Genomic DNA, 20,600 nt, shown 5'->3' on the forward strand with positions numbered 1-20,600 from the left:
GAGGCTGCAGGCCGGGGGCAGCGCCCCCAGCGACATATGCCCGGACAGCGGCCATCAGTATGCAGGCTCCAACCGTGGGCTGACCGGCACGGCATTGCGTTGCACCGGTATGGTCAGAAGAGCCACGAAATTGAATGCCGCCCTCGCCCGACCGCCCAGCGCCTTCAGCTTGCCCGCAACGCCGCCCCGCTTTTCGCCCTCGGCGATCTGCACGTTCGCGGCCTGAATGCGGTTCAGCGTCGGCACCCAGCGCGGGTGGTCGATGTCCAGTGTCATCGGGAACACCTGCTTGGTGATTTCGGATGTCTTGCGGAACACCTCCTGCCCATACCAGGCCGGATCGACGCCCAGTGCGGCGTGGAACGCCGGACGCTGGTGATCGCGCACCCACATGGTCGCGAAGACGGCCGTGAGGAAGAACTTGATCCACATCCGGTTCTGCAAGCTTTCCGTCAGCTTCGGGTCGGTCTTCATCAGCAGGGCAAAGGCTTCACCGTGGCTGAACTCGTCGTTGCACCATTCCCGAAACCACTTGAAGATCGGGTGAAAGCGATGCTCCGGATGCGCCTCCAGGTGGCGGTAGATCGTGATGTAGCGGGCGTAGCCGATCTTCTCGGACAGATAGGTCGCGTAGTAGATGAACTTGGGCCGGAAATAGGTGTATTTCTTTGACTGGGTCAGAAAGCCGAGGTTCACGGCGATCCCCGCCTCGCGCAGGGCGTCGTTGATGAAGCCGGCGTGCCGCGCCTCGTCCCGCGCCATCAGCTGGAACAGCGTCGTGATGTCCTCGTTGGACCCCCGGCGCTTCATTTCCTTGTACAGGACGCAGCCCGAAAACTCGGCGGTGCAGCTTGAGATCAGGAAGTCGATGAATTCCGCCTTCAGCTTCGGCTCCATCCCGTCCCAATCGACGTGATCCCAGTCCTCGTTTTTCTTGAAATGACCCTTGTTCGGATCGCTCTTCATCTGCGCGATCAGCTTGTCCCATTCGCCCCGCACCGGCGTCACGTCGATGGCGTCCATCTCGGCAAAGTCGGTGGTGTAGAAGCGCGGCGTCAGCAGGGTGTTCTGCATCGCGACGCGGGTTGCGTCCTCGTTCGTCAGCGGCGGCAGCGCCTCTTGCGCGGCGATCGCCTCCTCGGCGGTGGCGGCTTCGGATGAATGCATTTTCATGACAGGGCCTCCTCGCTGAATGAAAACTCGCACAGTTCCATGAATTCGAAATCGCCCGTGGCCCGGGTCCAAAGCTGTTCCAGCTTGCTGGCGCGAGTGATGATGGCGGTGCGGTGTTCCTCGACCACGGTGCCGAAGGGGGCCATGATTTCCGGGCCCTGTACCAGCACCTCGTCACCGGGGTTGACGGTCGTGCCGTTGTCGAACCGGACGTGGGCGGACAGTTCCTCGAACCGGTGACTTATCGTCACGGTGCAGGGGGCGGTTTCGCGTGTCTTCGTGAAGTATCCCATGTGCGTTCCCTTTCACATCTGGCCCTGATCGGGTGGCTGACCCGCCGGGCGTGGGGTTTCAGTTCAGCAGCCGCCGAAAGGCAGCTACGTTGTCATCACCGTAGCCGATCAATGCGATGTCCATTCCCGTGGACGGATCGATGATCGACAGGGTGCCGTTCTTGTGCAGTTGCAGGGTGATCGGATCGGCCACGGGCAGGCCGGCAGTGACGCGTTTGCGTTCGACGACGCGGCCCATGACCCCGATGAAACCGGCCTTGTCACGGTCGGACATGGCCAGCACGGTGCCGTCGATCGCCTGCGCGGCATAGGCACCGTTCCGGTCACCGATCAGGGCGATGTCCAGCGTCTGGACGACGGGCGATGCCGGCACGACGCCTGCGGCCGGTGCGCCTGTCCATCGGGCGGTGCCGACCAGCACCATCGTGGCAAGCATCAGGGTGAACATGGCGACGACAAGGCCCTTCGGGACCATCTCCTCGGACCGGGCATTGTGGATGCGTGTGGCGACTTGGGTCATGGCATCTACTCCGCTGCGACGGCATGGGACGGCGCAATGGCGTGCCGTGCGATGGTCGGTTGGCTCAGCCGTGTTTCAGCGGCATCGGTGAAAAGGCGCGCCACGGCGGCGGCATCAGGGATGCAGCGCAGGGCGGCCTGGGTGCGGTTGATGTGACCGGGGCGGACATGCGGCCATGTCATCAGGTAGGACAGACGCGTGTCCAGCGGCAGAAGAAACGCAAGCGTTCCGGTGCCACCGCGCCGCAGGTCAAGCTGGGCCGCCTCGATCTGTGTATAGGGCAGGTTCAGTGTCATGGTCAGCGCGGCCCCGATCCGCAGGCCGACCCGCTTGTTCGTCAGGGTATAGACCGTGGCACGCGCCTGAACCCATGCCAGCCCGTAAAGGACGGCACAGACGAAGGCCCCAACGATCAGAAACGGCGTCGCCAGCACGATGGACCCGGCGATGGACGTGTCGGCGGTCGATATGCCGAACCGCCAGACCGCCAGCAGGATGAAATATCCCGCGACCCATTTGGCCTTGAACGCCTCGATCCACAGACGACGGGTGTCAGGGCTGCCCTGCCAGATGATATGTTCATCGCGCGGCAGGGCCTCTGGCAGACCGCGCACCGGTTCGAACTTGAAATCGTCGTGGTTCATGTCGTTGTCCCCTCTTGTCCCCGTGATGCGGCCCCGGTGGCTGACCGGGACCGCCGCGATGTGTTACAGAACGTTGCCTGACCGCGCCTCGGAGGCATAGAGCGTGCCGCCGCCGACGTAGGCCATGATCTTTTCCTCTTCGAGCAGGGTGATCTGCCCGTCCGCCTTGATGGTCGGGATGCCCGCCCAGTTATGTGCATGAAGTGCGCGGACGCGGACACGGTCGGCCATCACCCGCGACATTGCCATCGGCACAAGGCGCGTCTGGCCCGACCCTTCCGGGTTCAGATCGACGACAAGATAGCGGATCAGCTGCTCTGGCACGTCGATCCACATGTCGATCACGCGGCCCACGACCTCTCCATCACCGCCGACGACGGCCAGCCCGCGCGGATCGCGCCCGTAAGAGATGTGGAATTCCGGCAGTTGCGACATCGGGCGCAGCTTGGCATGGCCGTGCGCGTCAAGCTCCGGCACGTCGCGGCGCGGGGCCCAGGACGCCGGGCCGACGCCATCGACCATCGGGTCGCCGGTAGGCACCCAAGGGCTGCCCGTCGCGATCGACGACGGGGCCAGCGCCAAGTCGGTGCGCATGTGCGCTGCCTCGAACGCAAGACTCGGCACCGTCACTTCGCCGCGCCCGTCGCGCAGATGGAATGTCTTCGGGCTGGGCAGCGGCCAGAGGCTTTCGTTCGCCGGGATCTCGTCGCTGTCGTTGCGCAGGGGGTAGCCTTCGCGCATGTTTTCGCGCTGGAGATAGATCACGAGGCCCGCAAAGAAGACCCAGAACATGTAAAGCGCGACCTGCGCCAGATCGACATGTCCAAAAAATGTGACGCCAAGCATGGGAATGATCCTTTCAGGTGGGGAAGTCGGACAGCTGCAGCTTGCCCGACGTTCCAGTGTTCATCGCCTTCGTCCGCACCAGCGGGCCAAGAACGATGAGGGTGAGGAAAAGTAGGCCGATCTCGGTGTGGTAGACGACCGAGTAGCCGGTGGCAGGCGTGGCGAGCGCCTCGGACAGCATGCCGTTCCCGGCGGCATGATTGACGAGGTCGCGGATCGCGCCCCCGATGAAGATGGACAGACCGGCACCCGTCGCCTGCGCCGCCCCCCAGGCCCCCAGCGCCAGTCCGCGTCCGGCAGCGCCGACGGCGGGCATGGTCATGGCGGCGGTCAGGGTGGCGATGCCGAACAGCCCGCCGCCGAACCCGATCAGCGCGGCTCCGGCAAAGAACATCGCGGTGGACCCCATCGGTGCCGCGAAGATGACAAGGCAGAACGCCGCAAGGCCTGCGAGAATGCCGCGTGCCGCCATCCGCATCGGATCGGTCGCGGCGGCCAGCCAGCGGGCGGCCATGATGAAGCCGATCAACGCACCGGCAGCCCAGCTTGCGGTCAGCAGCGTGGTCGACGACACGGACAGGCCAAGGATCTCTCCGCCGTAGGGTTCCAGCAACACATCCTGCATATTGAAGGCGATGGTCCCGAAAAAGACGACCGCCAGCAGGCGCCCGGCATCCCCGCCACGCGTCAGATCGAGCCAGGCATCGCGAAAGGTCGGACCCTGCGCCGCGCGCTCTGCCTTGGACATCGGCTGCACATGCTCTTGCTTCCACAGGGCGATCACGTTCAACACCAGCGTGACGACAGCGGTGCCCTGCACCACCTGCACCAGCCGCAGCGCCGAGTAGTCGCGCAGCAGCGCACCGATGATGACGGACGAAATAGCCATGCCCACCAGCAGCATGACGTAAAGCAGGGCGACGACCTTCGGCCGTGTCTCCTCGGTCGCGCGGTCGGCGGCCAGCGCCAGACCGGCGGTCTGCGTCATGTGCATTCCAAGGCCGGTCAGCAAGAACGCAAGGCCGGCACCGACGTATCCGGCCCAGTCGGCGTTGATCGCCCGGTCGCCCGCCAGTACCAGCAGCGCCATCGGCATGATCGCCAGACCGCCGAACTGCCACAGTGTGCCGAACCACAAGTAGGGAATGCGTTTCCACCCGATGGCAGAGCGATAATTGTCGGACTTGAACCCGACCAGTGCCCGGAACGGGGCCACCAGCACGGGAATCGCGATCATCAGTGCGACCAGCATTGCGGGAATCTGCAATTCGACGATCATCACCCGGTTCAGCGTGCCCAGCAGCATCACGCTCGCCATCCCGACGGACACCTGAAACAGGCTCAGCCGCATCAACTGGCGCAGCGGCAACTGGTCGCTTGCGGCATCCGCAAAGGGTAGCGCGCGCAACGAAAGTTTCTTGAGGGCGTTGGCCTTGAGGATCATCTGCGCGCACCTTCCAGCACGTATGCGGTCGAAATGTAGAAGCCCGAGGTCACGCGACTGACCTCGCGCAGGTGGCCGGGGACGGCAGCATCCCGCAGCGCCTGCGCGATGCCCCGCGCGGTATGCGGCACCATCTGCGGGCTGCGGTCGCCACGCGGGAAAAGCTTGCCGATCCGGAACATCGCCATCAGTAGCGGCGTGCGCGGCGCAAGGGTGAAGGCGACCCGCCCGGTGATGCGGGGCACCGCGCGGCCCAGCACGTCGGCAATGTCGGCGGTCGTGTAATAGATCATGGAATCCATCGCGATGGCGTGGTCGAAGGTGCCGGTCGTCGCATCCAGCATGTCGCCTGCAACCCAGGTGATCCGGCCCGCCAAATGCGCCGGCATCCGCCGCCGGGCGATGTCGATCAGCGCGGGAGAGATGTCGACGCCCACGACCTCGGCCCCCCGCTCGGCCAAAGCCACGGTTGCCGCCCCGGTGCCGCAACCGGCATCCAGCACGCGCAACCCGGTCAGGTCGGCGGGCAGTTGCGCCAGCAGCAGGTCCCGCATCCGGTCACGCCCAGCCCGCACAGTCGCGCGGACGCCACTGACTGGTGCGTCAGAGGTCAGCCGCGCCCAGACCTGGGTGGCAGAGCGGTCGAAGTAATCCTCGACCCGGTCGCGGGTGGCGGCGTAATGGGACATCAATCGAACCCCAGCAACTCGAAGATCTCGCGATCAGGCAGACATTCCGGGGCCATCGGCAGGGTGCCGTTCCACAGCGTTTCGGCCAGCCGCATGTATTCCTTGCGGACCTGCACGATCTCCTCGTCGTCGGGCATCTCGAACAGGGTCTTCTTCTTCAGCCGTGACCGTCGGATCGCATCCAGATCTGGCATGTGTGCCAGCCGGTTGAAGCCGACGGTGCGACAGTAGCGGTCCACCTCGTCGGTATCCTTGCTGCGATTGGCGACGCAACCGGCCAGCCGCACCTTGTAATTGGTCGATTTAGCCTGCACGGCCGCGATGATCCGGTTCATCGCATAGATGCTGTCGAAATCGTTTGCGGTCACGATCAGGGCCCGGTCCGCGTGCTGCAAGGGGGCCGCGAAACCGCCGCAGACCACATCGCCCAGCACGTCGAAGATCACGACGTCCGTGTCTTCCAGCATGTGATGCTGCTTCAGCAACTTCACCGTCTGGCCCACGACATAGCCGCCGCAGCCCGTCCCCGCCGGAGGCCCGCCCGCCTCCACGCATTTCACGCCGTTGAAACCTTCGAAGACGAAATCCTCGGGCCGCAACTCCTCGGCGTGGAAATCCACGTCCTTGAGGATGTCGATGACGGTCGGCACCAGCGTGCCGGTCAGGGTAAACGTGCTGTCATGTTTGGGGTCGCAACCGATCTGCAGCACCCGCTTGCCCAGCATCGAGAATGCCGCCGACAGGTTGGAGCTGGTCGTCGATTTCCCGATCCCGCCCTTGCCGTAGACCGCAAAGACCTTGGCCCCTTCGATCTTGGCATCCTCGTCCTGATGCACCTGGACAGAGCCTTCTCCATCCATGCCGCGCAGGTTCGGTATCTCGTCTCTGGGGCTCATGAGAGCCTCCTTTCCATCGGGGCACTGGTCCCCAGTTTCTTCTGGTCAAAAATATCCCGGGGTCTGGGGCAGCGCCCCAGTCCAAGGTTCGAAAGGTTGCGCAAACACATCATTCCGCCGCAATCCCTTCCATCCGGTCTTCCAGCGCATCCGCCGCGTCCTGCAAGGCCGCCAGCGTCGCCGCATCGGGTGCCCAATAGGCTCGATCGGACGCCTCCAGCAGCCGGTTTGCCATGCGCATCGACGCCTGCGGGTTCAACGCGGCCAGCCGCTCGCGCATCGCCGCGTCCAGCACGAAGGTCTCGCTCAGCCGCTGATAGACCCAAGGGTCCACCGCGCCGGTCGTCGCCGACCAGCCCATCGTGTTGGTGATATGCGCCTCGATCTGGCGCACGCCCTCGTGACCATGCTTCAGCAGACCTTCATAGAATTTCGGGTTCAGGCTGCGGCTCCGCGTCTCGAGCGCGACCTGATCCTTCAACGTGCGGACCTTGTTGCCGCCGCGGGTCTGGTCGCCGATGTAGACGGGCGTATCGACGCCGCCCTTCGCCCGCTTCACCGCCCGCGCGATGCCGCCCAGCGTGTCGAAGTAGTGGTCGACCGAGGTCACGCCCAGTTCCACCGATTCCAGATTCTGGTAGGCCAGATCGACATGCGCCAAGGTCTTTTGCAGCAGCCCCGCGTTGTGGCTGGCCTTGCCGTTCACACCATAGGCAAAACTCTTGCGTGCCTCATAGGCGTCGGCCAGCTCGTCCTCGTCGCCAAAGGCAGAGCTGTCGATCAGCTGGTTCACGTTCGAACCGTAGGCCCCTTCCGCGTTGGAAAAGACGCGCAGCGCCGCCTCCTCGATCCCGCAACCGGTCTCGGCCATATGAGCCATCGCGTGAACCCGGATGAAGTTCAGATGCGCCGGCTCATCGGCCATTGCGCATTTCAACGCGGCCTCGGCCAGCAATTTGGTCTGCAAGGGCAGCAGGTCGCGGAAAATGCCGGACAGTGTCATCACGACGTCGATGCGCGCCCGACCCAGAACCTCCAGCGGCACAAGGTCCGCGCCTGCAAGCCGTCCGTAGTTGTCGAACCGCGGTGCGGCCCCCATCAGGGCCAGGGCCTGCCCGATCGGGCCGCCGTCGGACTTGATGTTGTCGGACCCCCAGAGCACCAGCGCGACGGTGCGCGGCATCGTCGGATGGGTGCGCAGCAGGACATCGGCCTGTTTGGCCCCTTCCGCCATCGCGAATGCGGTCGGCATCCGGAACGGATCAAAGGCGTGGATGTTGCGCCCGGTCGGCAGGATGCCGGGGTTGCGCATCAGGTCGCCGCCGGGGACGGGTGCGATGAACCGCGCCGACAGCGCACGCATCAGGGCGGGCAGTTCATGGTCGGTGCGCAGCAGGCGGTCCGCATCGCGGGCGGCATCCGTGTCGCCCATCAGCGCCACCATTTCCGCCCGCGCGGCGTCGGTCATCGGGCGGCCGACGATGTGCAGCCCGTCGGGGATCAGCGACCCTTCGGTTTCCAGCACGGTCAGCCAAAGGCGGTTCAGGTCGTCAGCCGCAAGGTCCAGCGCCTCGGCCTGTTCGACGATCATCACCTGCAGATCGCGCCGCTGCGGATCATGCGCTGCCATGCCGCGCCACCGGGTCAGGCTGTCCTTGAGGTCCAGCAACCCCTTGTAGAGACCCGCCTGCGCCAACGGCGGCGTCAGGTGCGTGATCGTGACGGCGTTGCTGCGACGCTTAGCCAAAGTTGCCTCTGACGGGTTGTTCGCGGCATACAGATACACGTTCGGAAGTTCTCCGATCAGACGGTCGGGCCAGTCGCGCGCGCCAAGTCCCGCCTGCTTGCCCGGCATGAATTCCAACGCGCCATGCATTCCGAAATGCAGCACCACATCGGCCCGCAGGGTGTTGCGCAGCCACAGATAGAACTGCGTAAAGGCATGGGTCGGCGCAAAGCCACGCTCGAACAGCAGACGCATCGGGTCGCCTTCATAGCCGAAGGTGGGCTGCACCCCCACGAAAACCTTGCCGAAGTGACGCCCGAGGATGAACACCCCGCGCCCGTCCGATTGCACTTTACCGGGGGCGGGGCCCCAGGCGGATTCGATCTCGCTCAGCCAGGGGGTATGGGCAACGATATCGTCGGCGGTTACATGGGCGGCGACATTCGCCTCTTGCCCGAATTGCGCGGCATTGCCTTTCAACATCAGGGTCCGGAGGGAATCCACGTCGGCGGGCACTTCGACATCATAGCCGTCCGATTTCATCTGGGTCAGCGTGTTGAACAGGCTCTCGAACACACTCAGATAGGCTGCGGTGCCGACGGCCCCGGCGTTGGGGGGGAAGCCGAACAGGACGATGCCCACGGTCTTGTCGGCGTTGGATTTGCGCCGCAGGGTCGCCATGCGCAGGGTCTTTTCGGCCAGGCTCGCGATCCGCTCCGGGCAGGGAGCCATTGCCTTGTCGCCCGGCGCACTGCGGCAAGCCAGCGCGCAGCCCGTGCAGGCCTCTGCGCCGTGACGCCCGGCAAAGACGGTGGGTGCCGTCGCGCCGTCGATCTCGGGCAGGGCCACCAGCATCGTCGTCTCGACCGGGCCAAGACCCTGTGCGCTGGCACCCCACTGGGCCAGCGTCTGAAATTCCAACGGCTGTGCGGCGATATAGGGCACGTCCATCGCCGACAGCAGCGCGATGGCGGCGGGACTGTCGTTATAGGCCGGACCGCCGACAAGGCTGAACCCGGTCAGGGACACCATCGCATCGACCTTGCCGTGAAAGTAGCGCTGGATCGCCGGCGTTGCATCCAGCCCACCGGCGAAGGCGGGCACGACGGCCATGCCCTTTGCCTCGAACGCAGCGACGACGGCATCGTAATGCGCGGTGTCCGACGACAGGATGTAGGACCGCAGCATCAGCACGCCGACGGTCGCCACGGCCCCGGCGGGACGCGGCAGGTCGCGCGCGTCTTCGCTGATGTGCGTGCCGAGCAGGTCCGGGTGATAGACGCCGCAATCGGGATAATCGATCGGCGGCAGCGCCTTGATGTGGCCCCAGTCGCGGCCCGTGGCATATCGGCCGACCAGCATGCGGATCATCTGCTCGATGTTCTCGTCCGACCCGCCCAGCCAATATTGCATGGACAGGAACCAGTTGCGCAGGTCCTGCGCCTTTCCGGGGATCAGCCGCAAGATCTTGGGAAGCCGGCGCAGCGTCTTCATCTGGGACTGGCCCGATATGCTGGCCTTCGCCTGGGGCTTCAGCTTCTTCATCAGCGCCATCATGCCAGAGGCCGGGCGCTGCATGTCCAGATCGCCCATCTTGGTCAGGCGCACGATCTCGCTGTCGGCGATGACGTTGATCATCGCGGCGCAGCCCGCGCGGCGCGCGACCAGCGACGGCATGATCGCGTCGGTATGTTCCTCGAGGAACAGCAGGTTGGTGACGATGATGTCGCCCTGTGCAACGGCTGCCTGTGCATCGGCCAGGGCCGCCGGATTCTCGCCCCACTCCGCCGCCGCGTGGATGCTGATCTCTAGTCCCGGAAAAGCCGTCACAAGGCGGTCGCGCACCCGTGCCGCAGGACCGGCCGTATGGCTGTCCAGCGTGACGATCACGAAACGGAAGGGATTGGGGCCACTATCGCGCATAATGTGCCTTTGCCTCGTAAAGCGTATCGAGGCTGATCTGGTTGATGCCTTTCTGAACCGCAAAGGCCTCGGTATTCCGCCGCGCCTTGCCACGCACGAAGAACGGGATCTTCTTCAGCTCGCGTTCCGCATCCGACAGCCAGACGATGTCGGCAGCGGCCTGACCATCGGGCGAAACCCCTTCATTCATCTGGCCCGGTAAACTCCCGCCCCGGTGATTTTGCAAAGCCAAATGCACCTGAGAGGCTTCGGTGACCACAACCGGCGCTGCCCCGCCATGATGGCTCGGCCCGGCCGCATCGTTGAACTCGAAATCCTCGCGGAACATGGTCAACAGGTGTTCTTCAAGCCCCATGACCAGCGGATGGATCAGCGTGTCGAAGATGACGTTGGCGCCCTCGAACCCCATGACCGGCGAATAGCGGGCGGGGTAGTCCTGCACATGGACGGGGGCCGAGATCACAGCGCAGGGAATGCCCAGCCGCTTGCCGATATGACGCTCCATCTGGGTGCCCATGATCATCTCGGGCGACGCGGCGGCGATGGCGGCCTCCACATCGAGGTAATCGTCCGTGATCAGCGCCTCGAGGCCGAGTTGCTTCGCCATCGCGCGCACGGGACGGGCCTGTTCGCGGTTGAAGCAACCGAGGCCCACGACCTCGAACCCCATCTCGTCGCGGGCCATGCGGGCCATCGCGCAGACGTGCGTGCCGTCGCCGAAGAGGAAGACCCGCTTGCCGGTCAGGTAAGTGCTGTCGACCGATGAGGTCCACCACGGCAGGCGCAGGCGGGATTCGTCGGCCTTGCAAGGCAGGCCGGTGATCGCGGCAACTTCCGCGATGAAGTCACGGGTGGCGCGGACCCCGATCGGGACGACCTTGGTGAACGGCTGGCCATGCGTCTTTTCCAGCCAGCGGGCCGCGGCCTCGCCGGTTTCCGGGTAAAGCAGGACGTTGAAGTGGGCGACGGGCAGGCGCGCGATATCGGCGGGCGTCGCGTTCAGCGGGGCCACGACATTCACCTCGATGCCAAGGTCTGACAGCAGACCCGTGATTTCCTCTACGTCGTCGCGATTGCGAAAGCCCAGCGCCGTCGGCCCGAGGATGTTGCAGGTGATCCGCGTGGTGCGCTCTTGCGGCTGCGCCAGCGCGCGGACGATCTGGTAGAACGTCTCGTCCGCGCCGAAGTTTTCCTTGCGGCTGTAGCTGGGCAGTTCCAGCGGGATGACCGGGATCGTCAGGCCCATCGTCTCGGCCAGGCCGGCAGGATCGTCCTGGATCAGCTCTGCGGTGCAGGACGCGCCCACGATGATCGCCTGCGGACCGAAGCGGTCCACGGCATCCTGACAGGCGGTCTTGAACAGCGTCGCGGTGTCGGACCCCAGGTCGCGGGCCTGAAAGGTCGTATAGGTCACAGGCGGGCGGTGGTTCCTGCGTTCGATCATCGTGAACAGCAGGTCGGCGTAGGTATCGCCCTGCGGTGCGTGCAGGACATAGTGCAGACCCTTCATCGCGGTGGCGACCCGCATGGCACCGACATGCGGCGGGCCTTCATATGTCCAGACAGTCAGTTTCATGCGAAAACCTTGGGGCGCTGCCCCAAACCCCGGAGTTTTTCTTGCCAGATGAAGCAGGGGATCATTCGGCGGCCCCCAGCTTCAGCATCGACTTGCGCCGGACCGGGCGACTGAAGAGGCCTGCGAGGTCGCCGGCCTGTTCGTAGAAATGAACGGGTGTGAAGACGAGTTCTATGGCCCATTTCGTCGTCAGGCCCTCGGCCTCCAGTGGATTGGCGAGTCCGAGGCCGCAGACCGTCAGGTCGGGCCGGGCGGCGCGGGCGCGGTCGAGTTGCAGGTCGACATCCTGCCCTTCGCTGATCTGCGGGCCGGCCGGCAGCAGGTCGAGGTCGGGACCATGCAGGGCGTCGTGGATGTAAGGGCTGCCCACTTCGATCGCGGTCATGCCACATTCGCGGGTCAGGAAGCGGGCGAGCGGAATTTCGAGCTGGCTGTCGGGAAAGAAGAACACGGACTTTCCGTGCAGATGTTCCGACGCCTGCGCGATGGCGCGGCGCGCGCGTGCGCGGGGGGCGTCGGTGACGGCGGAAAATGTCTCGGCGCTGACGCCGAATTCCGCGGCGACGGCTTGCAGCCAGAGGGTCGTGCCTTCCTCTCCGAACGGAAACGGTGCCGCGATGTGGCGCGCGCCGCGCCGTTCCAGCGCGGCATGGGTCTCTCCAAGGAAGGGCTGGGTCAGCGCAAAGACTGTGTTCGGGCCGACAGCCGTCGTGTCGTCGATGCGGCGGGCGGGCAGCAGGCGGATGTCGGCGATCCCCATCTGGCCCAGCAACGCCAGCATCTGATCCTCGACCACATCCGGCAACGCGCCGACCAGCAACAGTTCGCGGGCTGTCGTATCCTTCAGGACCGGCACCATCGACGCGAGGCAGGCGTCCTCACCTTCAGTGAACGTCGTTTCGATCCCGGAACCGGAGTAGTTCAGCACCCTGACGTGGGGCGCGTGGATCTGGGTCAGCCGTTCGGCGGCGCGCGCAAGGTCAATCTTGATGACCTCTGACGGGCAAGAGCCGACAAGGAACAGCTGGCGAATGTCGGGACGGCGGGCCAGCAGGCGGGCGACCTCGCGGTCAAGCTCCGTATGCGCGTCCTTCATGCCGGCCAGATCCTGTTCCTCCAGGATCGCGGTGCCGAAGCGCGGCTCGGCGAAGATCATCACACCGGCGGCGGATTGCAGCAGATGCGCGCAGGTGCGCGATCCGACGACGAGAAAGAATGCGTCCTGCATCTTGCGGTGCAACCAGATGATTCCGGTCAGACCGCAGAAGACCTCGCGCTGTCCGCGCTGTTTGAGGACCGGTGCCGTGCGGCAGCCGCCGCCGATGGGCGTCAGGTCATTCATGATGCCGCATCCAGACGCGCGCGGCGCAGCTTCAGCACGAACTGTCCCGCGTTGATCAGGTATGTCGCATAGGCAGCAAGTGTCACGAACATCAACGTTTCGGGCAGCATCGTCCCGGTCACCAGACCCCAGACATAGACCGTGTGAAGCGCTATGACCGCAAAGCTGAACACGTCCTCCCAGAAGAAGGAGGGAGCAAAGAGGTATTGCCCGAACACGACCTTTTCCCAGATCGCGCCGGTCAACATGATGACGGCAAGGCAGACGGTCTTGACGATGATCGAAACCGTCGCGGCCCCGTAGCCGTTCCCGGTCGTCAGATAATGGACGACGAGTGCCAGTGAGACCAGGAAGACCAGAAACTGGATCGGGGCCAGTATGCCCTGAACCGTCGTCCAGACCGTCGCGTCGCGGCGGGCGCGTTCCTGCGATGTGTAAAGCGGCCGCACCAGCGAAGCCTGAGGTGCGTTGACTTGCAGTATCGCCGACATCAAACGCCCTCCCCTGGTGTTGTCCTCTTGCCCCAGACTAAGAATGATTCGAGGCATGTGTCAACTAGACGTTACAGTTATGAGTCCATGGCCATCGGCAGCAGCTTGCGTGATTGTTCGTATAAAAGTTATTAAATTCAAGGGTATGATGCTTATTATGAAATCTCGTGATCGAGAGTGTCTATTTTCTTTGACATTCTCAGCGCCATTTTCAAGTATACGTCAGGCTTCGGGTACGCGCCTCACGGCCCGTGAGAGAGGACGATGTCGCATGAGCCACGAGGGATCACACGATGCCACCTATGACGTCACCGCCAGCCAGCGGTTCACGTGCGACACGCGCGCCAGTGTAATCGCAGCGCTGCTTCGGGCAGCGACAGGGGGCGGGCACCCGAATTGCGCAGACGTCGCGGCCGATGCCCGCGCTGCCGGCATGGCCGTTTCCGAGATACTGGATATCTGCATTCCCGCGGTCGCGGATACCTTGGGGGCACGGTGGCGGTCCGATCAGCTGGCTTTTGCCGAGGTCACCATCGGCACGGCGCACCTTCAGAGCCTGGTGCGCCAACTGGATTCAGGAAGCCGCGCCGATCTTGCCAGGGGTCCGGACGGGCCGACGATCCTCGTTCTGGTCCCGGTGGGCGTGCAGCACACGCTGGGGCCGATGTTGCTGGCATCGCAGCTGCGCCGGCGCGGTCTGTCGGTCGGCCTGCTGCTGGATGCCACAGCGTCCGACGGTCGCAAGTTCCTGCGCCGGACACGCACTGATGCCGTCTTCATTTCCGGCCATTTCATCGCGAACCTTGCATCCCTTCGCCCAATCGTCGAAGAGGCTCGTGTCACCGCGCCCGGTGTGCCTATTGTGATCGGCGGCCCCGACACTATCTTGCCGGAAGATGTATGCAGAATGACCGGAGCCGATCACGCTACCCGGAATATGGAAGTCGCTCTTAGCCTATGCGGTCTGAACGAACACACGCACCACCCGAAAACCGCAGAAATGATGAGTTGATGTCTTTCCCCCCGCGTCATCAAGACAGACCGCGATGACGCCGCGCGGTACGAAGTTCTGGAACAGCGGCGACATTCCGTTGATTGCCCCCGATATTCTGGGCAACATCTTGACGGCTGTGGCAGACGTCGGCCTCGTGATCGCAGAAGACGGCACCATCCTGTCCGTCCTGCTGAACCCGGCCTTCGGGGATCGCGGCCGCTTTGAATCGCTGGACGGCAGCAACATCAGCGAAACGTTGAACACCGAAAGCCGGGAAAAGTTCGGGCGTAGGCTTCAGGCGTTTCTGACCGGCGAAGGCGATGTGCGCGCCATCGAGGTCAATCATCTGCGCGGCGGCGGACGCGACGAGCTACCGATCCGCTACAGCTTTCACCGGATTGGAACGGCAGGGGCGATCCTGCTGCTGGGTCGCGATCTCCGTCCGGTCGCGGAAATGCAGCAACAGCTCGTATCGGCGCAGATGGCGCTGGAACGGGATTATGAGGCGCATCGCGACTATGAGATGCGGTTCCGTGTATTGCTGGACAGTGCGACCGACGGCGTACTGATGATAACGATGCAAAGCGGCATCATCACCGAAGCCAATGCCGCCCTGGCCGATCTGCTGGACAAGCCGCGCGAAGCAATTCTGGGCCAGACGCTCGTCAGCCTGATCGACGGGCGTCAGGGCGCCAATCTCATCGACCGGCTGACCTCGCAGGCGCTGTCCGGCACGTCGATGCCGATCGAAGCGATCCTGCGTGGACGTTCCGACACCGTGATGCTGCGACCAACGATCTTTCGTGCCGCAGGAGAGCGGATCTTGTTATGCCGTGTCGCGGCACCGACCCAGCCTTCCGCCTCGGGCGACAACCTGGATGTGAACCTGCGCGGACTTTACGCGCAAGGGCCGGATTCGATCGTCTTCACGGCTGCGGATGGCACGATCCTTTCGACAAACGACAGTTTCCTGAACCTGATCGGCACTGCCCACGATATGTCGCTGCGCGGCCAGCCGCTGCCGGACCTGCTGCAACGCGGCAGCGTCGATTTCAAGGTCATGGCAGAGAACGCGGCCCAATCCGGCAGGCTGCGCACCTATGCTACCCGCATCGCGGGAGACTACGGCAGCCCGCGCGAGGTCGAAATCGCGGTCACGCGGTTCTTGGCCGGTGCGTCGCCGGTCTTTGCCTTCGTGATCCGCGAAGCCGGACGCGCGGATGCTGCGCGGGACGAACAGAACGACGACGGACTGAGCTCTGTCAAGGAGCTGGTGGGAAGTTCGACGCTCAGGGATATCGTATCCGAAACGACAAACGTGGTCGAAAAGATGTGCATCGAAACCGCCATTGCCTTGACCATGAACAACCGCGTTGCCGCAGCCGAGATGCTGGGCCTGTCGCGGCAGTCGCTTTACGTGAAGTTGCGCAAATTCGGTCTGATCGACCGGGACGTCAGCGACTGACGGTCATTCGCTCGCCGGCATCTCATGGGTCATGGCACCGTGATCCATCGTTCCGGTCACGTCCTCGACCTTGAAAACGACCTCTAGCTTGCCTGCATTTTCGAAGATCAGGGTGGCGGGCACTTCCTCTCCCGCGTCCAGCGGGTCGCCGTCAAGGCCCATGAACATCACATGCATGCCACCGGGCGCGAAGGTCACCGTCTCGCCTGCGGGCACGATCACGCGATCCAGCGCTTCCATCCGCGCGATGCCGTCGACGACCGTGCTGTCGTGCATCATGACGCGGGGAAACGCCGCCTCGACCCCGATCAGGACATCATCGGTCGCACCGGAGTTCAGGATCGTCAGATAGCCGGCACCTGCCATTGCGGATGCAACCGTCGCCGCCGCATGGGGATGGGCCACATGAAGGTCGCCGAGGGTATAATCGTGGCCCATGGCGAACCCGGGCAGCAAGGCGACCGAAAGCGCAGTCATCAGTCGGGTCAGGGAGGTCATGGCGCAACGGTCCTTCGGTCTGTTATCCGGCAGGACCTAAGGGGTTCCGACCCGCGCTGAAAGAGGCGAATGGCCGCATGCCGCGCCATCCGCCGTAATTTGCCACACCGGCACGGCCGCATCACGGTGCAAGATCGGATTGCCTGCTTTTTACGCAAACGCCGCCGGGCGGGTCACCTTGGACCCCGGTTCTGTTGCCATGCTGCCAAAACTTTGCGCAGGGTATCGCATGACGCTTGCTGCACTCATAACCGACGACCCGCACGGCCTGACGCCGCGCGCCCAAGGCGTGCTGCGCATCGGCATGCATGACGGCAACCGGTTGCGGACCCTGCGCCAGCAAGGTGCGTCAAAGGCACTTTTCCCGCGCCATGCGGGGCGCGACCTACTCGCTGTCACGCTGAACACCGCCGGAGGCGTGACCGGAGGCGACAGATTCGCCGTCACCGCTGACGCCGCTGCCGACAGTCACCTGACACTGACGACGCAAACGGCCGAGCGGATCTACAAGGCACAGCCCGGTCAGACGGCGCGCATGACCGCTGACCTGACGATCGCCGCCAAGGGACGCATCGACTGGCTTCCGCAAGAGACGATCCTGTTCGACAGGTGCAGCCTGCGTCGCCGCCTGACCGTCGACATGGCCGCTGATGCGCAATTCCTGGGGGTCGAAACGCTGGTCCTTGGCCGCGCCCTGATGGGCGAACGCCTGACCGCCGGGTTTCTGAAGGACGACGTCCGCATCAGGCGCGACGGCAAACTGGTGTTTGCCGACGCGATCGCGCTGGATGGCCCGGTGTCCGACCGCATGACGGCAACCTGGTGCGGCGGCGACGCCGGCTGCCTCGCCAGCGTGACCTACGTCGCACCCGATGCCGGTTCCCGGCTTGATGCGCTGCGGGACCTCATGCCCGCGACCGGCGGCGTCAGCCTGATCCGCGATGGTGTCCTGTTCGTCCGCCTTGCGATGCCCGACAGCTTTGGCATGCGACGCGTTCTGATTCCGATCCTGACCGCGCTGCGCGGCCCCCTGCCCCCGACCTGGACCCTGTAAGATGCAACTGACCCCTCGTGAAAAAGACAAGCTGCTGATCGCCATGGCGGCCGAGGTCGCGCGCAAGCGTCTGTCCCGCGGCGTGAAGCTGAACTACCCCGAGGCGATTGCGCTGATCACCGACTTTGTCGTCGAAGGCGCGCGCGACGGGCGCAGCGTCGCCGATATGATGGAGGCCGGAGCGCAGGTCATCACCCGCGATCAGTGCATGGAAGGTATCGCCGAAATGCTTCACGACGTGCAGGTCGAAGCGACCTTTCCCGACGGCACCAAACTGGTGACGGTCCACCAGCCGATCCGTTGATTTTTGAGTTTATTTGGCCAGATGAATGAAGGGCGTTGTGCGATGATCCCCGGTGAAGTTTTCACGGCAGACGGCGAGATCGAGCTGAATGCAGGTGCGGCGGTCGTGACGCTGATGGTCGCCAATACCGGCGACAGGCCGGTGCAGGTGGGCAGCCATTATCACTTTGCCGAGACGAACCCCGCGCTGGATTTCGACCGCGATGCGGCACGGGGCATGCGGCTGGACGTGCCTCCGGGTTCGGCTGTGCGGTTCGAGCCGGGACAACGACGCGAAGTGAACCTGATCGCAATTGGTGGGCGGCGACATATCTATGGGTTCAATGCAGCCGTCATGGGAGAATTGTGACATGGCCCCAAATGCCACCCCGCTCGAATTATTCAAGTCCAACATGGAACTGGGCCTGATGCTGGCCGAGGCCCAAAGCGTCATCTTCATGCGAATGATGGGCTGGGGCGGTCTGTGGTCCGTGACCGGAACCGAAAACGACCGCATGGTCAGCGAAAAGACTGAAGCCATGACTAAATCGATGCAGGGCGCCACGCTGGCGGCGATGACGGGCAAGCGCCCTGACGAGATCGTCAACGCAGCCGTGAAACCTTTGCGCCAGAAAACCCGCGCCAATGCCAGACGACTTGGCAAGCGCGGCCCCACCTTGATGAAGTGAGCCGATGCCAGCCCTGATTTCCCGCGCAAACTATGCCGCCACCTTTGGCCCGACGACGGGCGACCGGGTGCGGCTGGCCGATACCGACCTGATCATCGAGGTTGAACGCGACCTGACCACCTACGGCGAAGAGGTGAAGTTCGGCGGCGGCAAGGTGATCCGCGACGGGATGGGGCAATCACAGGTCACGCGGGCGGGCGGAGCCGTCGATACGGTCATCACCAACGCGCTGATCGTCGATCATGCGGGCATCTGGAAGGCAGACGTCGCCCTGAAGGACGGGCGCATCCACAAGATCGGCAAGGCGGGCAACCCCGACACGCAGTCGGACGTCGACATCATCATCGGCCCGGGGACCGAGATCATCGCGGGCGAAGGGCGCATCCTGACCGCCGGTGGCTTCGATTCGCACATCCACTTCATCGCGCCGCAGCAGATGGAGGATTCGCTGCATTCGGGTGTAACTACCTGTTTCGGCGGCGGCACCGGCCCCGCGCATGGCACGCTGGCGACGACCTGCACGCCGGGGGCCTGGCACATCGGACGGATGTTGCAGGCCTTCGACGGCATCCCGATGAACATCGGTTTGGCCGGCAAGGGCAACGCCAGCCAGCCCGACGCGCTGATCGAGATGGTGAAGGCCGGGGCCTGTTCGCTGAAGCTGCACGAGGATTGGGGCACGACCCCCGCCGCCATCGACTGCTGCCTGTCGGTAGCCGACGACATGGACGTGCAGGTGATGATCCACACGGACACGCTGAACGAATCGGGGTTCGTCGAACACACCGTGAAGGCCATGAAAGGTCGCACCATCCACGCTTTTCATACCGAAGGTGCCGGCGGCGGCCACGCGCCCGACATCATCAAGATCTGCGGAGAGCCGTTCGTTCTGCCGTCGTCCACCAATCCGACGAGACCCTTTACCGTCAACACGATCGAGGAGCACCTCGACATGCTGATGGTGTGTCATCACCTCGACAAGTCGATCCCGGAGGACGTGGCCTTTGCCGAAAGCCGCATTCGTCGAGAGACCATCGCGGCCGAGGACATCCTGCACGACATGGGTGCGTTTTCGATCATCGCGTCGGACAGTCAGGCCATGGGTCGCGTCGGCGAGGTGCTGATCCGCACTTGGCAGACCGCCGACAAGATGAAGAAGCAGCGCGGGCGGTTGGCCGAGGAGACCGGAGACAACGACAATTTCCGCGTCCGCCGCTACATCGCGAAATACACGATCAACCCGGCCATCGCGCAGGGCGTCAGCCACGAACTGGGGTCCGTGGCGACCGGCAAGCGTGCCGATCTGGTCCTGTGGCATCCGGCGTTCTTCGGCGTGAAGCCTGAAATGGTGCTGCTGGGCGGCACCATCGTCGTGGCGCAGATGGGCGATCCGAATGCGTCGATCCCGACGCCGCAGCCAGTTTATAGCCGTCCGATGTTCGGGGCCTATGGGCGGTCGCTGACCGAAGGCAGCGTCTGCTTTGTGTCCGAGGCGGCGCAATCCGCCGACATTCGTGGTAGCCTTGGCTTGGCCAAGCAGACCGTTGCCGTCAAGAACACCCGCACCATCGGCAAGCGTGACCTGATCCTGAACGATGCCCTGCCGCAGATCGACGTAGACCCCGAAACCTACGAGGTGCGGGCCGATGGAGAGCTTCTGACCTGCCAGCCCGCCGAGGTCCTGCCGATGGCCCAACGCTATTTCCTGTTCTGACAATGGGCAGCAGGGTTGCAGAGAACGCAATTGTGGTCAGCGCTGCTGACCTTATGTTGTGTGGCAAGGGAGGAGACCAATTCATCGCGGCAGCGGCCGCAGACAAGGTTTCCAATGGCTACTCAAACACTCACGACTTCGCGCAACGCAGCGATCCGCGAAAAGGTCGACGCCTTCTTTGCATCCATCGGTCAAGGCATGAACGCCTATATGGAGCGTCGCTCGCGGATGGGGCAGATTCAGGCGCTCGAAGCGAAATCGGACGCCGAACTGGCACAGATGGGCATCCGGCGCGACCGGATCGTGAACCACGTCTTTCGCGACGTCGTCTACGTCTGATG

The 20,600-nt window shown here is 64.1% G+C and carries 21 protein-coding genes; 8 read left to right on the plus strand and 13 right to left on the minus strand.

What is annotated here, in order from left to right; translation table 11 throughout:
* Positions 1 to 54 precede the first annotated feature (54 nt).
* From acsF to bchF, 12 genes are all read right to left on the minus strand, one after another.
* Positions 55 to 1,173, minus strand: coding sequence for a magnesium-protoporphyrin IX monomethyl ester (oxidative) cyclase (gene acsF / locus ACOI1H_RS04665; RefSeq protein ID WP_422435559.1), 1,119 nt, complete (start codon positions 1,171 to 1,173; stop codon positions 55 to 57).
* Positions 1,170 to 1,466 carry a hypothetical protein gene (locus ACOI1H_RS04670; RefSeq protein ID WP_422435560.1) on the minus strand — a complete coding sequence of 99 codons (297 nt, stop codon included), beginning with the start codon at positions 1,464 to 1,466 and terminating at the stop codon, positions 1,170 to 1,172. The genes acsF and ACOI1H_RS04670 overlap by 4 nt, the downstream gene beginning before the upstream one ends.
* Positions 1,467 to 1,524: 58 nt before the next feature.
* On the minus strand, positions 1,525 to 1,986 hold the full coding sequence (puhC, locus tag ACOI1H_RS04675; RefSeq protein WP_422435561.1) for a photosynthetic complex assembly protein PuhC: 462 nt from the start codon (positions 1,984 to 1,986) through the stop codon (positions 1,525 to 1,527).
* Positions 1,987 to 1,991: 5 nt separating this feature from the next.
* Positions 1,992 to 2,630, minus strand: a complete 639-nt coding sequence (puhB, locus tag ACOI1H_RS04680) for a photosynthetic complex putative assembly protein PuhB (protein WP_422435562.1) — start codon at positions 2,628 to 2,630, stop codon at positions 1,992 to 1,994.
* 63 nt (positions 2,631 to 2,693) lie between these two features.
* Positions 2,694 to 3,476, minus strand: coding sequence for a photosynthetic reaction center subunit H (gene puhA, locus ACOI1H_RS04685; protein ID WP_422435563.1), 783 nt, complete (start codon positions 3,474 to 3,476; stop codon positions 2,694 to 2,696).
* Positions 3,477 to 3,489: 13 nt separating this feature from the next.
* The gene (locus tag ACOI1H_RS04690) at positions 3,490 to 4,920 is read right to left on the minus strand and encodes a PucC family protein (RefSeq protein ID WP_422435564.1); all 1,431 of its coding nucleotides are present in this window, start codon (positions 4,918 to 4,920) and stop codon (positions 3,490 to 3,492) included.
* The gene (bchM, locus tag ACOI1H_RS04695; RefSeq protein ID WP_422435565.1) at positions 4,917 to 5,609 is read right to left on the minus strand and encodes a magnesium protoporphyrin IX methyltransferase; all 693 of its coding nucleotides are present in this window, start codon (positions 5,607 to 5,609) and stop codon (positions 4,917 to 4,919) included. The genes ACOI1H_RS04690 and bchM overlap by 4 nt, the downstream gene beginning before the upstream one ends.
* Positions 5,609 to 6,505 (minus strand): ferredoxin:protochlorophyllide reductase (ATP-dependent) iron-sulfur ATP-binding protein, encoded by an 897-nt coding sequence (gene bchL / locus ACOI1H_RS04700; RefSeq protein ID WP_422435566.1) that lies wholly within the window; start codon positions 6,503 to 6,505, stop codon positions 5,609 to 5,611. The genes bchM and bchL overlap by 1 nt, the downstream gene beginning before the upstream one ends.
* A 109-nt stretch (positions 6,506 to 6,614) precedes the next feature.
* Positions 6,615 to 10,154, minus strand: coding sequence for a magnesium chelatase subunit H (locus ACOI1H_RS04705; protein WP_422435567.1), 3,540 nt, complete (start codon positions 10,152 to 10,154; stop codon positions 6,615 to 6,617).
* Positions 10,144 to 11,730 carry a ferredoxin:protochlorophyllide reductase (ATP-dependent) subunit B gene (gene bchB / locus ACOI1H_RS04710; RefSeq protein ID WP_422435568.1) on the minus strand — a complete coding sequence of 529 codons (1,587 nt, stop codon included), beginning with the start codon at positions 11,728 to 11,730 and terminating at the stop codon, positions 10,144 to 10,146. The genes ACOI1H_RS04705 and bchB overlap by 11 nt, the downstream gene beginning before the upstream one ends.
* Positions 11,731 to 11,791: 61 nt before the next feature.
* Complete coding sequence (locus tag ACOI1H_RS04715) at positions 11,792 to 13,072, minus strand: ferredoxin:protochlorophyllide reductase (ATP-dependent) subunit N (RefSeq protein WP_422435569.1); 1,281 nt, start codon at positions 13,070 to 13,072, stop codon at positions 11,792 to 11,794.
* A complete protein-coding gene (gene bchF, locus ACOI1H_RS04720) occupies positions 13,069 to 13,563 on the minus strand; it encodes a 2-vinyl bacteriochlorophyllide hydratase (RefSeq protein WP_422435570.1) in 495 nt (164 codons plus the stop codon). Before bchF ends, ACOI1H_RS04715 begins: the two co-directional genes overlap by 4 nt.
* A 271-nt stretch (positions 13,564 to 13,834) precedes the next feature.
* On the opposite strand from bchF, the gene ACOI1H_RS04725 reads away from it, so the two are divergent.
* A complete protein-coding gene (locus ACOI1H_RS04725) occupies positions 13,835 to 14,575 on the plus strand; it encodes a cobalamin-dependent protein (RefSeq protein WP_422435571.1) in 741 nt (246 codons plus the stop codon).
* A 34-nt stretch (positions 14,576 to 14,609) separates the two neighbouring features.
* Positions 14,610 to 16,022, plus strand: coding sequence for a transcriptional regulator PpsR (gene ppsR / locus ACOI1H_RS04730; RefSeq protein WP_422435572.1), 1,413 nt, complete (start codon positions 14,610 to 14,612; stop codon positions 16,020 to 16,022).
* Positions 16,023 to 16,025: 3 nt separating this feature from the next.
* On the opposite strand, the gene ACOI1H_RS04735 is transcribed toward ppsR, so the two are convergent.
* Positions 16,026 to 16,520 (minus strand): copper chaperone PCu(A)C, encoded by a 495-nt coding sequence (locus ACOI1H_RS04735; protein ID WP_422435573.1) that lies wholly within the window; start codon positions 16,518 to 16,520, stop codon positions 16,026 to 16,028.
* Between the two features lie 229 nt (positions 16,521 to 16,749).
* Here ACOI1H_RS04735 and ACOI1H_RS04740 point away from each other — a divergent pair, with 229 nt between their 5' ends.
* The 6 genes from ACOI1H_RS04740 to ACOI1H_RS04765 all read left to right on the plus strand — a co-directional run bounded on the left by ACOI1H_RS04740 (position 16,750) and on the right by ACOI1H_RS04765 (position 20,598).
* Positions 16,750 to 17,574 (plus strand): urease accessory protein UreD, encoded by an 825-nt coding sequence (locus ACOI1H_RS04740; RefSeq protein ID WP_422435574.1) that lies wholly within the window; start codon positions 16,750 to 16,752, stop codon positions 17,572 to 17,574.
* A 1-nt stretch (position 17,575) separates the two neighbouring features.
* A complete protein-coding gene (locus ACOI1H_RS04745; protein ID WP_422435575.1) occupies positions 17,576 to 17,878 on the plus strand; it encodes an urease subunit gamma in 303 nt (100 codons plus the stop codon).
* 42 nt (positions 17,879 to 17,920) lie between these two features.
* On the plus strand, positions 17,921 to 18,226 hold the full coding sequence (locus ACOI1H_RS04750; RefSeq protein ID WP_422435576.1) for an urease subunit beta: 306 nt from the start codon (positions 17,921 to 17,923) through the stop codon (positions 18,224 to 18,226).
* A 1-nt stretch (position 18,227) separates the two neighbouring features.
* Entirely contained in the window at positions 18,228 to 18,545 is a 318-nt protein-coding gene (locus ACOI1H_RS04755) for an antifreeze protein (protein ID WP_422435577.1), read from the plus strand.
* Positions 18,546 to 18,549: 4 nt separating this feature from the next.
* Complete coding sequence (ureC, locus tag ACOI1H_RS04760; RefSeq protein WP_422435578.1) at positions 18,550 to 20,259, plus strand: urease subunit alpha; 1,710 nt, start codon at positions 18,550 to 18,552, stop codon at positions 20,257 to 20,259.
* Between the two features lie 114 nt (positions 20,260 to 20,373).
* Positions 20,374 to 20,598, plus strand: coding sequence for a hypothetical protein (locus ACOI1H_RS04765; RefSeq protein ID WP_422435579.1), 225 nt, complete (start codon positions 20,374 to 20,376; stop codon positions 20,596 to 20,598).
* The last annotated feature ends 2 nt before the right edge of the window (positions 20,599 to 20,600 follow it).

The organism is Loktanella sp. DJP18, from assembly GCF_049310965.1.
Lineage (GTDB): Bacteria > Pseudomonadota > Alphaproteobacteria > Rhodobacterales > Rhodobacteraceae > Loktanella.